We start from the raw sequence: 15,475 nt of genomic DNA, 5'->3' as shown, positions 1-15,475 counted from the left end.
CGCCGGGAAGGACCAGCAACCTCGGCGCGAGATGCTATTCCCCGGGGTTGCTGCGGACCTGATCGACCACAGCGGTCACCGCCTTGATCACTGCATCGGGGCGATCGAGCTGAACATAGTGGCCTGCGTCGGGGAGGATTTCGTGCGTCGACCGCGTCGACCAGCGCGCCTTATCGCGGTGCAGATCGAGCCATTTCGTCATTTGAACGCGGCCTTCGGCCTCAGTCATTTCCTGCGCCGCCAGAATTTTCTTCGAATAGGGTTTCGAACCGGTAAGGACCACGATCGGCCGATCGCCGAGGGTTCTGAGAGCGCCGCCCTGATCAAGTGTCGTTTCCAGCGATTCGAGTTCGTCGAGCATGGCGGGGAGGCTTCTCGGCGTATACGCCTCGCGCAGGGGCGCGATCGGGCTGTCCTCGTCCGGGGACAACACGCCGGAAAGCGCGCGCGGCAATCCTGTCCAGCCGAGCGTACTCATCACCTCCACGGCAAGCGGCAGCTCCACTTTCAGTTTTTTCTCGCCGGGCTTCGCCAGTGTTTCGAGCTGGTCGGGGTGCGATGCGTCGACGAACACGAGCCCGTGGACCGATGCGCCAAACTGCCGCGTGTAGTTCATGATGTAGGGGCCGCCGAGCGAATGGCCGACCAGAACGAGCGGCCCGTCGATGCCCGCGGCGGTCAGCGCCGCATGAAGATCACGCGCGACATGATCGCCGTCGCGCACGTCCGGCGAGGGGTCGCTCCACATGATCCCGGCGCGATCATAGGCGCACGTGCGCGTGGTTTTCGCCAGCGTATCGTGTACCTTGTGCCAAGCGAGCGAGCCGTTCATGTCGAGCCCGGATTCGAGCACTACGGTCGGCGCTCCCTCGCCCCGGCAATCCAGATGGATGCTGCGCCCGCCGATGTCGACCAGCACGCCCGGCGCGGGATATTGCGAAGCCGAGCCGCGCCGCGCGAAAAATTCGTAAACGGCCCCCACGAGCACAAGGAGAAGAAGGAGCGCGAGAAACCCGATGGCGATCCGGCGAACCCACAACCACATCTTCGATCCGAGCGTCATCGATTTTCTCTTCAGGACAGATTTTTCTCAAACTGCCATCTTCGACATGACGACGCAAGGCGGAGACGCCTCAGTGTACCCGTGGGGTGGTTGGTAGCGCGCGGGTGGAATCGCTTTACGGCTATCGCTCCGCAATTCTCGAGTGGCGCAGGGCCGACCCGCACGGACGCGTAACCCTATCGTTTCAGGAGAGGCGTTGCCTCCGACAGCCTCGTCGAAGGCAACGCCGAATGGTCAGAAATCAAGCTGGTATTGCACGCCGATCTGCCGCGGACGGCTCACGACACCACGCAGCAAGCGTTCATAGCTGCCGTCCTCGCGCAGTTCGCGGCGCTCGAACCCCGACATCGGCTGATCGCCATAAGTCAGGCGCTTGTCGAACAGGTTCTTGGCGAAGATCATCACCTGCGACCGGCCGAACTTCACGCCGACGTTGCCGTTGACGAGATTGATCGGCTGGCGGGTGAAGAAAACCGCCGTGCCGTCGGCCACGGACGGCACTTTTGTCGAGCTGGTGTAGCTGTAGTCCGCCGCAATGAACAAGTCGGCATTGGCGGCGATCGGGGTTTCGTAATAGCCCGAAATGCTGCCGGTCCACTTCGGGACCAAGCCCAGGCGGCTGTTGGCGGGTTGCGGCAGGAACCCGGGATCGAGCAGCGTGGCATCGAGATACCCGATGCCCAGGCTTACCGTCAGTGGGACGTCATCCATTGGACGACCGCTGATTTCAAACTCGCCGCCCTTGATGCGGGCCTTGCCGGCGTTGGTCAAGAACGTCAGCCCGCAAGTCGGCAGGGTGCCGACCTGCTGGATGTCCGACCAGTCCATGCGGAACGCGGCCGCCGAGATGTTCATGCGTCCCTCGGCGATCCGGCTCTTGGCCCCGACTTCGTAGCTCCACAGCGTGTCCGACTTGTATCGCCCCGCACCGTCGAGCGTGAGCCCCAGGTCTTCAAGGTCGCTGCCGCAGAACGAGGGCAGTCTTGAATTGCTGCCGCCCAGACGGAAGCCCTTCGACGCCGAAGCATAGATGTTGCCCCGATCGCCAATCTCATAGGACACGACCGCCTTTGGCACCAAACCGGATTCCTTGTTGTCCTTCGCGGCGTTATAGAACGGGTCGGGCCCGAACAGCGCACCGGTATCGACGCTGGGGTCCTGATGCTGATCGATCCAGTACTGTCGCAGCCCCAACGTGAAGGTCAGTTGGGAGACCGGTTCGTAATAGAGTTCGCCGAACAGGGCGGTGTTTTTCTCCCTTTCCCTGGTCAGGACGTCGGCAAGATACGACGGCAAGAGGCCCGCCTCGCCCAGTTCGGGGACGACGACCCCGGGATTGTAGTTCTTATTCTTGGTCGTCTTGTGAAACACCCCGACGATGCCGGAAAGTCCGGGAAGGAGCGTCCCCTGATCGAACGAGACGCGTGTCTCGTGGGTCAGCGCCTTTTCACGTGAATTGATGATCACGTAAAAGGGCACGCCTGTGAAATCGATACCGAACCCGCTCTGGAAAAAGTAGTTCGTGCCTTCGGTGTTGTCGTCGAGCTGCTCGATCTTGCGCTTGAAATAGCTGGTCGAGGAAACGGCTTCGAAACCATCCCCGTCATAGCGCAACACGAAAGCGCCAAGGCCCCACCGGTCCTTCGAATATTCCTGAACGTCCACGTCGTGATCGAGGGTATAGCTCAGCGGTTTATAGCCGGGCAGCGGCAGATAGGCGCCGGGGAATCCGCGAAGACGGGTGCTTTGACCCAGGAAGCTCAGATTTGCTTCCAGACTGTCCGTCAACTGCGCCCGCATACCGACCGAACCCGTCAGGCTGCGGTGGCGCCCTTCGCCGTCCTTCGTCACCCATTCGCCGGCACCGTCGCGGAACCGGCGCTTGATGAAGCCGGAGTCCTGCAAGTATCCCAGCGCGACGTTCAGGGCCAACTTATCGGGCACCAGTACGAAATTGTTCTGGACGTTGACGTCGTGATCGAACCCGCCGTCCTTCGTGTGCCCGGCCTGCAGGCTCAAGGTGCCTTCATTTTCGTCGAGCGACGGTTTCCGGGTGATATAGCGAACATTGCCGCCCATCGAACTGGCCCCGTAGAGGGTACCTTGCGGCCCCTTCAGGACTTCGATCCGTTCGAGGTTCAGAACCTGGGGGCTGACCGAGGACGGTACCGGTGTGTCGTCGATATAGAAGGCCGTCGTTCCAACACCCACGACGCCGCGTATTGTCGTTTCGCGGTCGCCGCTCCAAAGGAACGAGCCACCCTGGCCATACTGGAACGACAGGTTCGGCACCTTGGTCGCAAAGTCGACAAAGTTGGTGACGTTCTGCTTTTCCAGGAAATCCGATGAAATGCTCGTGATAGCCGCCGGAACTTCGGTGAGCGCTTCAGCCTTTCGTCGCGCGGTCACAAGGATGGCGTCGGAATCATCCACGACGGCCGCACCCTGACTGGCGGACTGTTCGTCCTGTGCCCACGCAACAGCCGGGCACAGGAGCGCCGCTCCACAGAGGAGGCCCGCGCGCCAGACCGGCGTGCTCCATTTCCCGGCACCGTGCCGCCGCGCCGAACGGTTCATGTCATCCGATGTCATATTTCCCACCCTTTTCACTTATCGTTTTCACTGCTCGTTCCAGTGAGACGGGTGGCCCTGCCCTCAGCTCACTCCCCATGCCTGAAGTCGCTTGACGAACGCGCTTTCCGGCATCCCGAAAAGCGCCCCGCTTGCACACCCTCCCAGGCGATGCGAGCGACAGGACGCTTTTGAGAAACAGTGAATGATTTTTGGCGCTAATCGTTACAACTAGTAAACGTGTGTAACTGCGCGTGAACTGTGCGCGAACGTTTCACACCACTCTGGTCAGACTATTTTCCCGGTTTTTCGTCAACATCGGTCATCAGGTCGACAGTACCGTCAGCGTTCACCACGTCGTGCATATTGTCGCACACATACTCGGGCACACGGTAGTCAGGAGCGGCCCGTTCGTAGACCCACCGGAATTCGTAAGGGGTCCTGAGGTAACCCGGATCCTCAATTGAAATATCCAGGTAGAGCCTGCCGTTCTCGGCCAGCCGATAGCGCTCGGTGATGGTCATCGCTTCGCTGTGGGGAATCTCGAAGAACTGGACATCCGTCTTGATCCCCTGCGTTTTTACCACCAGTGTGTCGCCGTCCCAATGGCCCGATGAAAATCCGTAGTAGCTGGGCGCGATGTCGTCCAGCGGAGGCATCGGCGCATCCATGTAGATGCGGCGAGTCTGCATGAAGAGTTCGGCCAGCACCGTGATCTGGCCGGGAGTCTGGAGGATCTGGATCGGGTAGATCGCCTGCATCACTGTCGGCATGCCTTCGGGGCGGCACAATGTGCTGGAGTCAAGCAGCGGCTTGCCGCTGGCGAACGCGCGACGCCGCTTCAAGGTTTGTTCCCGCCATTGCGTCGCGTAGGGCTCTTCCAGATCGGGCCCCTGATCCGGCGGCGGCACATCGTCGAAGTCGGCCAGATAGGTGGGCCAGGGAAGCGGGTATCGCTGCCACACGCCAGTGAGGTCGCGAGCTCCCTTGGTGGCCGCGGCCGGTACCGGCTTGTCAGCGCTGGCTTTCGTGCCCCCAGCGGCGGGCTTTGCCGCCAAGGCAGGACCGGCTGACCACGTCAGTGCGGCAGCGACCACGACCGCAATCACCCTGGGTATTTTGTATTTCATAACCTTCCCCTCAATTCACGGCACCTGCTGTTCAGAGTGCAGGCCTCAAGCCTCTCCCAGCACCTTGCCGTTGGGGAGCGTGGCAGCCTTGAGCGCGCCGCCGGGCTTGCCGCTGCGCAAGGGGAACATCGTGACATCGATCGTGTCGCCAGCCTTCAGGGTGTTGTGCTTCCACCCGATCGAGTTCATCGCCGATGGGCTGGCACATTCCAGCGCGTAGCGGATATTTTCGCTCTCCACGACGACGAAGACGTGGGGATTGCCCCACTTGAACTGGACGACCTTGACCCCCTTGAGGCTGACCACCTTGTCCTGATCGAACATCGCGAAGGAGTGATGCGCGATGGCGGGTGCAGCGCTTGCGGCCAGTCCCAGCGAAAGTATCACCGCACCCTTGCTGACAAACTTCATTTCCATCTCCATCCAGTTGTCGTCTGCGACGATCGGGCAGCGCGGCGCGCTCACCGCCGACACCGACTTGTCGACCTGTCGGGCTTCCGGATCCCCGCCTGTTGCTTGAAGATGAGCGGTCGGGACAGCGACGTCATGTATTGAGCAGTCGCGAAACCGTCGCCCTGCAAAGGTAACGCGCGGCAGCTTGGCGTGAGCGGCATGTGTCCGCAGACCCCCTCATTCGATCCGTGGACCTCGTTTTTCGCGGAATTCCGGCATTGGGGCGAGGTCTGGCCGATTTTTGCGGGTTACGCACATAAGGCAAACGGTTTCAACACCGCTTTCCGGCTTCTCTTTCGCCGCCATGGAAGGGATAGACAGGCAAAGTATCTCTAGCCGCCCGCTGCGGCGGCATGGCCACCGCTCTCCGCCCGGGCAAAGAGCCGTCAGCGGCCGACGATGTCCGGTGTGCATGTCGATCTTTCCGCCCGTCGGATGCGGACACAATTTGCGCCGTGCAATTCTGCCGACCGCACCACTCTCCATAGGGAGCCAGCCGCATGTCACAGCGACGGGACATACTGCAGTCGATCGCGTTCGGCCTGCTTGCGGCCTTGAGCCAGCCAGCCAGAGCCGCCATTTCACGAACGGTCGGGATGGCTTCCGTCCGGTCCTTGCGACGCCGCGACGACACCATCGTGCGCTTGCCCACGATCGGTGACGGTTACAAGATGACGTGGACCGCCGCCGACCGACAACTGGTCGTCGTCAACGACGGGGCAGGCTGGGCGGATCCGCCCGATCGGTTCTTCAAACGGTCGCTATGGTCGATCGCGGGCAGCGATCCGCGACGGGCCAAAGCGCGTCTGGTGGAGAATTATCCCGCAGTCGATGAATCGCAGGAGCCGGCTGACGCACCGCACTACCACGGGCACGGCCTGCTGGCCGTGCGGGGCCGGATCTATCAGTTCCTCTCCGCGCTGGACCAAGCCCAGGATAGGCCGCGCCATTGGACGACGGCAAAGCTGATCTATTCCGACGATGGAGGCTCAACCTGGCGAAACCAGGATGGCAGCTCGCCGGTCCGCTACGAAAGCTGGACAGAACAGGCGAAGGACAAGCTTGTTTTCTTCAACGAACCCGAAGGATGCCTGTCGCTGCTGACGATCCTGCAGATGGGCCAGGACTACCGAGACAACGCGGACGGCTATATATACGTCTACGGCCCGAACGGTAATGTCGACGGGCAGATGAACCAGCTCATGCTCTTCCGTGTCAGGATCGAAAAGATGCTCGACCGGCGCGCCTATTCCTTTTTCGCCGGTTTCGATGCGGACGGGCAGCCAAGGTGGAGCACAGCCCTTGCCGACCGCCATCCCGTCCATGTCTTCCCCACTGGATGGGTCAATTCGACGAACCTGTTTCCGGGCGATCTCGTGGTCGAGACCTGGTTGCCAAGCGTCGTCTTCAACGCGGCGCTTGGCGTCTACATGATGGTGGCATCCGGCAACGGCCGCGCCGAGGATGGTACGGAATTCGGCAAGCAGAGCTATCTCGGCTTCTGGATTTCGCACACGCCTTGGGGGCCTTGGCGCCAGGTCCACGAGGACATGGCATGGATGCCAGGCGGCGATCCCGAGGCGCGCGCCTATTCCCCGCAGATCGCGCCCAAATGGATCTCGGCCGATGGGAAGCGCTTTTGGTTGGTGTGGACCGACCTGAAGGGCATCCGGAACATCGCCCAGGCGATGGACGAGCCTGGGGAGGAAGAAGAGACGGACAGCCCCCCGCCCGACAATGCTCGCGAATCCGCCTTGGAGGCGAACAGGACGATGCACTCATTCATGCCGGGCTATGGCTTCAATGCACAGTTGATCGAATTGGACGTGGAGTGACCGCCCTGGATGACGGGGCTCGGGCCGCTCCTTGTGACCCTATGCGGTTGTCGCTAGAAATGGTGCTTTGGGGGCATGACCAAATCCATGGCTGACCGCGACAAAGGTCCACGGGGGCGCAACTGTCGATATTCGTTTCTAGCTGGGTGCTCGCATAGCGCATGAACCGCTTGATCGCCCCTGCTGATGATGCCCGTGCCCTGGCCGAGGAAGGGCGCGCGGTGCGCGACTTCATCAAGTCCAATCAATCCGACACTCTGCTTCGACTGTTCGATTTCCTGCTGCAGCAATCCCTGGAAGGCCGTCGCCCCAAGGAAATAGAGGTTGCCGAGGAAGTCTTCCAGAGCAGCGCTGAACCGGCGAACGCACAAGGGTCGCGCGTTCGAGTGGGCATTCACCGCCTGCGCAGGAAGCTCGAGCTCTACTATGCCGACAGAACCGGTCCCCGGATCGTCATCCCGCGCGGCGAATACGGCCTGCTGCTCGAGCTGCCGGGCGAACGCGACGGGCACGAGAGAACTGCGCCCTCGGAGCCGCGTCCGAGGGAACGCCGCAAGTCATCCGTATGGATCTTGGCGACGGCGCTTCTCCTGGCGAACGTCGCGCTGGCCTGCCTCTATTTCAGGGATGAGATTGGCCTTGGGGACAATGCGCTCGGCTCGACCCTGTGGCGAGGCTTCGACGACAAAGGCACGAAGATCGTTGCTGGCGATTACTTCATGTATCTGAGCAAAAGCCTCGATACCGGCGTGGACGAGCCGACACAGGATTTGTCCATCGCCGATCTGGGTCAATTTTATGATCGTGTTTCAAAGGATCCTTCATCCAGCTACTATATCATGGATGGTGATCCCCGCCCCGTCGCCATGATGGATGACGATGCGAGCACGGTCAGTGTCGACATTCTGGAATCGGTCGGCAACCTCTGGCCGGTGATCGGAAAATTCCGACCCAGTCCGGCAACGTCGTCGGAACTCGACGCGGCGATGATGAAGTCATCCAACATCATTTATGTCGGTACCCTCGATGCCTTGAGCCCCTTGATTGGCGCCCCATTGTTCGAAGTGTCGCGATTTCGCTGTGCAGACACGTGCTACGAACTCGTCGACAAGAAGACGGGACGGCATTTCCTGTCGGGGAGCCCCTATGTCCTGGCGGACCAGATCATCCCTCGCCACGATTACGGTTATATCGCCAGCTTTCCGGGCCCTTCGGGAAAGCGGATCCTGGTCATTTCGGGAACCAGCGACGCAGGCGTAAGGCAGATGGTGAACCTTGCCATGGATCCCAAGCGGCTGCAGCAGCTCGGCCGCCGCATTCAGGGCGCCTTCGATTCCTTCGAAGCACTCTATCAAGTACGCACGATGTTTTCGGAAAACTACCAGAGTTCGTTGTTGGTTGCCCACCCGATCGATATGAAAGGGGTGTGGGATCAGACCAAGCCGCTGAACTGGAGCCCCGCCCCTCGTTAACGAATCTCGCGCCCCCCGGCTTGGGCCGCATCAGTCTTTAATGGTCGCGCGATCAGCAGCTTCGTCTCGAAGACGAGCCCGCCCATCGTCCGGACCTCGTAAAGCGCCTCAAACGCCTCCTCTCCACCGATCCGCTCGGCAAGAGTATCGAGTTGCCGCTTGTCGCCGACGATCTTGATTATCTGGGTCAGGCCGGCGTCGCCGGCTCCGGAGATGAGCAGATTGCGGCTGCCGGATGCTCCGGGAAAACTGGCGAGATAGCCGTAGTCGACACCATCGGACTTTGTGGTCGCATCGCTGCCCTGGTCCGGGTTGCCCACCGCTGTGGAATGGCGGACCCGGTATACCTTGCCCGATGCAACGTCCACGATCTCCTCGAATTCGTCGCCCGGCGCAAATCCCGATAGGTGAAGGATGGGAGAACGCAGCATAGCCAGCTGCGCAAAATACTGGATATACAGGAAGTTGCTGGAATCTATCCGCTCCTGGGAAATGCGCGAGACCGGGGTGATTTCCACCTTGCCCGAGCCGCGGTGCATGGCTGACACCTGATTGAGAACGGCCATAGCGGCTCGCGCCACACTGCCCGGCACTCGATAAATGTCGCGGGCGTGCATCTTGCCCCGTTGCTGGGGGTTCGACATCAGGTAATTGGAAAGCTCGGCTTCCGACTGGATCCTCGAGTTGAGGGCAACACGTTCCATCCGCCCGTCGTCGCCACTTTCGGCGATCATGTAAAAGTCGCCCACCGCGATCACGGGCGTTCGTCCATTGGCCATGATCGGTCGCCAAAGTTCTGTCTGGGCAAGAGGCGTCGGCATGGGCCAATAGTTCGCGAACAGAAACGCGAGCGACCACAGGACGGCATTGCCGCCGACAAGGATGGCGATCGCCCCTCTCGCTCGCAGGCGCTCCCAAATGGACTTCGCCGCCTGCACCGCTTCCGCCACGTCATCGTCCGGTCCTTCCGTCCGGACCAGACGGTACTCGCCCTTGGGTATGATCAGCCGAGGACCAGTCTTCCCCGCATTGAACCTGTCGAGCCTTTGACGCAGTCGATGGATATGGCTACGGACCATAGAGTCCTGCGACGTGTCGAAGTTCCCGCTTTTGCCGAAAACCTCGATGGCGATCTCGATTTCCTTGGGGGCGCGTTCGTCATTGGCCCGCTCGACAAGATAGTCGAACAGGTTGACCAGGGTCGACGAGCGGCTGCTTTCCAGCAAGGACGCGCGGAAGCGGGACGCTTCCATAGCAATCACGGCCCCAGCGTCGTGCGCCCCATCGGCAGCGGACGCGCCTTGCAAAGAGTCGGAATCTTGCGTGCCTTTCCCCTCGCCCGTTACCATCTCAGCGCCCACCCCTCCACGACATATCGCGCACACGGCCTACGCCCGCCGAAGGACGCCCGCTGCCCCGCCCCCGGCCCGGCTGTTCCAGGCCAGAGTGCGTCAACAGCATCGACCGCGCAATTCCGGCTTTGGATATTTTGCCGCAGAATGGATTTGCCTCATGTTCCCATCGCCCCCCGGGTCAGGACCCAGCCGATCACGACCAGGGGCCCAATTGGGCATTTTCGCGAAGAAAGGGCACCTCGTCGCCCCAGGGCTGACTATCGAGCTCGCGCGCATAACGGTGCCCGCCGAAAACCGCTGCGGCAATCGTGCCGGGCGCAAGAACGTCACCGATACGCTCGACCGTCGTGATGCCTGCTTCCGGCCACTCCCCGGACCGTGCCAGCAGTTCCTCATAGACGGCGTCGTTCTGCCGGCGCGCCGTCACCATGACAACGGACTGCGCCACCTCGGTCCGGGCCTTGCCGGTAAAGACGCATTCCAGCGTCGCCGTTCCGTTCTCGAAGGCAATAAGCGCCTCATTGGCGCACACCCGCACGCCCAGATCGAGCAGCTGGCGCTGGATCTTGGGCTGCTCCAACGTGTTCACGGACCAGGCAGACACCAGCGGCGCCGGTGTGACGAGCGTGACGTCGAGACCTTGCGAGCGCAGCTTTTCCGCGATCACCCCGCCCATGTAGTAGTGATCGTCATCGAAGACGATCACCGGTCCTGAGACGTCCTTCCCGTCCATGACATCGTCCGGGGTGAGGACGCCGGACTGGTCGAGATTGGTGATGGGCGTGCGGTGATACCGGCCCACGCCATCGCGGCGCCAATGCGATCCGGTGGCGAACACGATGCGGTTCGCGCCGGTATCGAGGATATCCTGGGCCGTCAGTTCGCTCGCCAGGTAGACCTGCACGTTCGGCAACTGGTGCAGCTGCTCCACACGATATTCGCGCACGCGACCCCACATGGCGAGGCCGGGAAGACGAGGCTCGCGAGCGGCGCGGCCGCCCAGCTCCTCGGACGCTTCGGCCAACATCACGTCATAGCCGCGCTTGCCAAGGGCGACGGCGCATTCCAGCCCGGCCGGACCCGCGCCGACCACCAGCACCTGATCCTCACTCTCCGCCGCGGGAATCTGTTCGGGATGCCAGCCGCGCCGCCACTCCTCGCCCATCGTCGGGTTCTGGGTACAGCGTATCGGCGTGTAGGTATTGTCTGCCGCGACGCAGATGTTGCACCCGATGCACTCGCGAATATCGCCCATCCGGCCTTCTTCGATCTTGCGGGGCAGGAAGGGATCGGCGATCGATGGGCGTGCAGCACCGATGAAGTCGAGCACGCCGCGGCGAACCTGCGACAGCATGGTGTCTGGCGACGTAAAGCGCCCGTTGCCGACCACCGGCCTGCCCGTCACCTGCTTGACGAAAGCGACATATTGTTCGTGCGCACCTTCCTGGCCAAAGCGGGAGGGGCGCGCGTCGTTGCTGTAGTCGCCGACGGTAAGGTCCCAGAGGTCGGGCAGATCGGCGAGCATCTCGATCACCTCGCGCCCCTCGCCGTCGCAGCACAGTCCGCCCGGGCCGAGCAGTTCGTCGACGCAAATGCGCACCGGCACGGCACAGGTATCGCCGACGGCGTCCTTGGTGACCTCGATCATCTGGCGCAGCAGCCGGACGCGATTTTCCAGCGAGCCGCCGTATTCGTCGCCGCGCTGGTTATAGCGCCGCGAGAGGAACTGCATCGCAGTGGTCAGGCCATGGGCGGCATAGACGTAGATCAGGTCGAAACCGGCGCGCTTGGCGCGAAGGGCGGCCGACTTCTGCCAGCGCAGCAGGTTGCGGATATCGTCCTTGTCCATCATCCGCGATTGCACGGGATCGTAGGAGACGACGGCGTGCGAAGACGGCCCCATTGGGATCTCCCTCGTCGTGCGGTTCTGCGCACGAAAACCGTGGTGGCCGAGTTCAACTCCCGCCAGAGCGCCGTACTGGTGGATGCCATCGGCAGCGCGGGCCAAGGCGGGAATATCGGCGTCGTCCCACAGCCGGGCTTCGGAGTGAGGCGACACATCGGCCGAAGGATGGATTTCGCATACTTCCGTGCAAACGACCGCCCAGCCGCCTTCCGCCTTCATACGACGCATACCCGCCATGCCCGATGGCGCACGATGGCCCATGCCGTTGCAATGCGGCACCTGGTAGAAGCGGTTCTTTGCCGTCACCGGTCCGATCCGCACAGGCTCGAACAGGATGTCGTAATGGGAGGGCCTCATCATCTCTCCTCCTGAGCCCGGGACCGGCACCGTATAGGGGTCAAGTTCGATTGTTGCAATATCGATACTATGATCGTAATATACGTCCGATTGTTACGCTAAACTTGTAAACAATCCTTTCCCCGAACATCTTGCGGAGACGACATGACCGATCTCGTCGAGTTCAATAGCCCGGATACCGTGATTCCGCCCTACGGAGCCTATTCGCACGCTGCAATCGTCTCGGCGCAGGCGCGCCTGCTCTTTACCTCGGGCCAGGTCGGCGAGACGCCCGATGGGGTTGTCCCGCCCACGGTCGAAGAGCAGTACAAGGTTGTCCTCACCAACATCGCCAATACTCTTGCCGCCAATGGCGCTTCGCCAGCCAATATCGTCAAGCTGACCACTTACCTGGTGACGCCGATCGCGCCGGCCCAGATGCGGGCCATTCGTGAAGAGGTCTTCGGCGACATCAAGCCTGCCGCGACGATGATCCCGGTCCCAAAGCTGGCGGCGCCCGAATATTTCGTCGAGATGGAAGCCGTCGCGGCGCTCGACCCCAGCTGATCGGCGCGGCCTGCGCACCTGACTGCGAGGCGACCGTATCAGAGACGCGATCGCCCACGACTTCAGGGTGAAATCACCTGTGTTGCGCGGTGTAACCTCGCTGCAACCTGTCCGTTACCGCAACCATGTTCCCGTTCGGTTGCGGGACTGACAGAAGGATTCAACCCGGTCGGAACTAAGCGGTCGGGCATTTCGAAAAGGACAGCAGATGCGACACCGTTTGATTTTTGGCAGCGCCTTGCTTCTGGCCCTTGCGGGCTGCGGGCAGAAGGAAGCGCCCGTACAATCGGCGGACGTCAAGGCCATGATGGCCCAAAAGGTCCAGCCCGCGTCGCAAACCTACTGGAACGCGGTCCAGTTCGTCAGCGACGAAAACGGCACTGGGGAAGTCGTCCCCCAGAACGAAGCGGAATGGGCTGCGGTCGTGCAGGGCGCAGCGCAGTTGAAGCAATTGGGCGAAGACCTGAAGCGGCCGGAATACGCGGCCAACCGCGGTTCGGATTGGCTGGACTTCGCGCAAGGGCTGGTCGATGTTGCCGGACAGGCTGAACTGGCGGCCAAATCGAAGGATCCAGACCAGGTTCTCGAAGTGGGCGGCACGCTCTATAACGTCTGCAGCGCCTGCCACGAAGTCTACATGCCCGGGCCGATCAGCCTGGCGCCCACGGGCCCGGCCGAAGACGCGCCCGCCCAGTGACGTCGCCGATCCGCCTCGCATTGATCGTGGTGGCGCTGGCCGGGCTGGTCTGGCCGGATTTCGCATTCGCACATGATGTTGCCAGAAGCGACCGTGCGTTCGTGGAGGCGACCCATGGGCTGGCAATCCTGCCGTTCATGTACCTCGGCGCCAAGCATATGGTCACGGGTTACGACCACATCCTGTTCCTTTTGGGTGTGGTCATGTTCCTGTACCGTATGCGGGATGTCGTGCTTTACGTGTCGATGTTCACGATCGGTCACTCGCTCACCTTGATGCTGGGTGTGCTATTCAAGACCGGTGCGAGCAGTTACGTGGTCGACGCCATCATCGGCCTGTCGATTGTCTACAAGGGCGCGGAGAATCTCGGGTTTCTGCGCCGGATGGGGCTGTCGATCGACACGCGGGTGGCGGTTCTCATCTTCGGGCTTTGCCACGGCCTGGGCCTGGCGACGAAACTGTTGAGCTTGTCGATCGCGCCCGATGGGCTGATCGGCAATCTCGTCAGCTTCAACGTCGGCGTCGAACTGGGACAGATCATCGTCCTGTTCCTCGTCATCAGCCTACTCAACATCTGGCGCACGAGCCCGCACTTTCCCCGAACCGCGGTGGTGACAAACTGGATCCTGATGGGATGCGGCACCGCAATCATGATCGATCAGACACTGGGATACCTCGCAACATGACGGACGAACAAACCAACCCCTCAGCCAGCCGCCGCAAGACCGTTCTGGCCGCCACAGCCGCCGTCGTGGTCCTGGGCGCCATTGGCATCTTCTTCGTGCTTCCGGCAGAAACCGGCATCGACCCAACCGGTTTTGGCGAAACCAGCGGCCTGTCCGAAATGGCCAATCCTCAGGCCGGCGAATTCCTCGAGCGCGGGCGCAACCGCAAGGGCGCCTTTACGCCCACGGCCACCCCGCCAGAGGCCGAGCCCGGCAAGACCGACCACTGGACGTTCGAGTTGCACCCGTACCAGGAAATCGAGCTGAAGTACGTGCTCGACAAGGATGCGCCCATCACGTTCGCGTGGCGCGCCGACGGGCCGCTTAACTTCGACATGCATGCCCACCCCTTCGCTGGCGGCGAGGCGCTGACCGAAAGCTATGCCGTCGACAAGGCTGACCGCCAGAGCGGGCGATACGTGGCTCCTTTCGCGGGCATCCACGGCTGGCACTGGCAGAACCGCACGATGAACACGGTGAAGCTGACTCTCGACGCATCGGGCAAGATCACCGGTTCGAAATTGCTCGACGGACGCGGCGAGAAGGACCGCGAACTGATGCCGGAACCACAGTAGGGGATCGTTGGAGCGAATCCTGGTCTACCGAAAACGCTCTGTCGGCAAGAAACAGCCGCGCGAAAAATGCGGGGCAGCTGGACGAATCACGCAAGATCACCAACGCGCCGCTCGAACGCCGCGCTCATCGCCCCCGCCAGCCGCGAACCGGCACCATCAGAGGCCGACACTAGATTTTGTGGTGGTAGCGGAGGAGGGATTCACACGAAAAACATAAGATACTGATTTATAACAACGTTCTTGATCGTCGTGCCGATAATTCCGCTCAATCCACCCCCAATTTTACCCCTTCGCGACAGGCCGTGCCGAAATATCGACAGGCCGACATGCGCGATCCCTGCTACGCCCGAGAACGCGGCTGTTTACAGTGTGATCGCAGAAAGGACCGCAGACTATCGACAAACACCACGGTTGCACGGCCGACCTTGGCTGCCTCGATGTCGCCGGAAGCGATGAGCTGGTAGATCTTGGATTTGCTGAGCCCCGTCATCCGTACTGCGTCGGGAATGCGAACGCTTATCGGCCCAATCGGGGGCGCGTCGTCGCCATTCGTTGCAGGCTGCCGGGCCGACATCGGACTATTTCTTACGTGCCCGGCTGAACGAGCGGTCGCTCGCCAGGAAGCCGCTAAGCATGAATGGAATGAGGTCCGGTACGGACTCGCGTCGGCCGTAGGCCGCCTCATAGGCCTCGGCGTAGTCGTTCAGCGCTTCGATGAGATCCGGCATGACGTTGATCGTGATCTTAGCCGGCGTCCGATCGGGCAGCCTTGGCAGCTTCAAATCAGCCA

General features: G+C 61.7%; 14 protein-coding genes. 6 read left to right on the top strand and 8 right to left on the bottom strand.

Annotation, left to right across the window (positions count from 1 at the left end):
• Positions 1–34 precede the first annotated feature (34 nt).
• The 4 genes from H2052_RS01845 to H2052_RS01830 form a co-directional block, all read right to left on the bottom strand.
• The gene (locus tag H2052_RS01845) at positions 35–1,063 is read right to left on the bottom strand and encodes an alpha/beta hydrolase (RefSeq protein WP_293777277.1); all 1,029 of its coding nucleotides are present in this window, start codon (positions 1,061–1,063) and stop codon (positions 35–37) included.
• A gap of 234 nt (positions 1,064–1,297) precedes the next feature.
• Positions 1,298–3,655: a TonB-dependent receptor gene (locus H2052_RS01840; RefSeq protein WP_293777275.1), complete on the bottom strand. Its 2,358-nt coding sequence runs from the start codon at positions 3,653–3,655 to the stop codon at positions 1,298–1,300.
• Between the two features lie 272 nt (positions 3,656–3,927).
• Complete coding sequence (locus tag H2052_RS01835) at positions 3,928–4,764, bottom strand: hypothetical protein (RefSeq protein WP_293777273.1); 837 nt, start codon at positions 4,762–4,764, stop codon at positions 3,928–3,930.
• A gap of 45 nt (positions 4,765–4,809) precedes the next feature.
• Positions 4,810–5,175, bottom strand: coding sequence for a DUF6152 family protein (locus H2052_RS01830; RefSeq protein WP_293777271.1), 366 nt, complete (start codon positions 5,173–5,175; stop codon positions 4,810–4,812).
• 542 nt (positions 5,176–5,717) lie between these two features.
• Here H2052_RS01830 and H2052_RS01825 point away from each other — a divergent pair.
• Together H2052_RS01825 and H2052_RS01820 are read left to right on the top strand one after the other, a co-directional pair.
• Positions 5,718–7,052 carry a DUF4185 domain-containing protein gene (locus H2052_RS01825; protein ID WP_293777269.1) on the top strand — a complete coding sequence of 445 codons (1,335 nt, stop codon included), beginning with the start codon at positions 5,718–5,720 and terminating at the stop codon, positions 7,050–7,052.
• 161 nt (positions 7,053–7,213) lie between these two features.
• A complete protein-coding gene (locus H2052_RS01820) occupies positions 7,214–8,524 on the top strand; it encodes a hypothetical protein (protein ID WP_293777267.1) in 1,311 nt (436 codons plus the stop codon).
• Here the strand turns inward: H2052_RS01820 and H2052_RS01815 are convergent.
• Positions 8,521–9,873: a hypothetical protein gene (locus H2052_RS01815; protein WP_293777265.1), complete on the bottom strand. Its 1,353-nt coding sequence runs from the start codon at positions 9,871–9,873 to the stop codon at positions 8,521–8,523. The two genes, H2052_RS01820 and H2052_RS01815, sit on opposite strands and share 4 nt — an antisense overlap.
• A 199-nt stretch (positions 9,874–10,072) precedes the next feature.
• The gene (locus tag H2052_RS01810; RefSeq protein ID WP_293777263.1) at positions 10,073–12,145 is read right to left on the bottom strand and encodes an FAD-dependent oxidoreductase; all 2,073 of its coding nucleotides are present in this window, start codon (positions 12,143–12,145) and stop codon (positions 10,073–10,075) included.
• A 141-nt stretch (positions 12,146–12,286) separates the two neighbouring features.
• Between H2052_RS01810 and H2052_RS01805 the strand changes: the two genes are divergently transcribed.
• The 4 genes from H2052_RS01805 (at position 12,287) to H2052_RS01790 (ending at position 14,685) form a co-directional block, all read left to right on the top strand.
• Positions 12,287–12,688 (top strand): RidA family protein, encoded by a 402-nt coding sequence (locus H2052_RS01805; RefSeq protein WP_293777260.1) that lies wholly within the window; start codon positions 12,287–12,289, stop codon positions 12,686–12,688.
• A 208-nt stretch (positions 12,689–12,896) separates the two neighbouring features.
• Positions 12,897–13,385 carry a hypothetical protein gene (locus H2052_RS01800; RefSeq protein WP_293777257.1) on the top strand — a complete coding sequence of 163 codons (489 nt, stop codon included), beginning with the start codon at positions 12,897–12,899 and terminating at the stop codon, positions 13,383–13,385.
• Complete coding sequence (locus H2052_RS01795) at positions 13,382–14,071, top strand: HupE/UreJ family protein (protein WP_293777255.1); 690 nt, start codon at positions 13,382–13,384, stop codon at positions 14,069–14,071. The genes H2052_RS01800 and H2052_RS01795 overlap by 4 nt, the downstream gene beginning before the upstream one ends.
• Complete coding sequence (locus tag H2052_RS01790; protein ID WP_293777253.1) at positions 14,068–14,685, top strand: hypothetical protein; 618 nt, start codon at positions 14,068–14,070, stop codon at positions 14,683–14,685. The genes H2052_RS01795 and H2052_RS01790 overlap by 4 nt, the downstream gene beginning before the upstream one ends.
• A 340-nt stretch (positions 14,686–15,025) precedes the next feature.
• On the opposite strand, the gene H2052_RS01785 is transcribed toward H2052_RS01790, so the two are convergent.
• Both H2052_RS01785 and H2052_RS01780 read right to left on the bottom strand, forming a co-directional pair.
• Positions 15,026–15,259 (bottom strand): helix-turn-helix domain-containing protein, encoded by a 234-nt coding sequence (locus H2052_RS01785; protein WP_051035681.1) that lies wholly within the window; start codon positions 15,257–15,259, stop codon positions 15,026–15,028.
• 4 nt (positions 15,260–15,263) lie between these two features.
• On the bottom strand, positions 15,264–15,475 hold a 212-nt coding region (locus tag H2052_RS01780), incomplete at its 5' end, for a DUF2274 domain-containing protein (protein WP_293777250.1).

This window comes from Sphingosinicella sp. (assembly GCF_013911755.1).
Lineage (GTDB): Bacteria > Pseudomonadota > Alphaproteobacteria > Sphingomonadales > Sphingomonadaceae > Sphingosinicella.
Note: the sequence above shows the minus strand (reverse complement) of the source record. Positions and strands in the feature narration are given on the sequence as shown.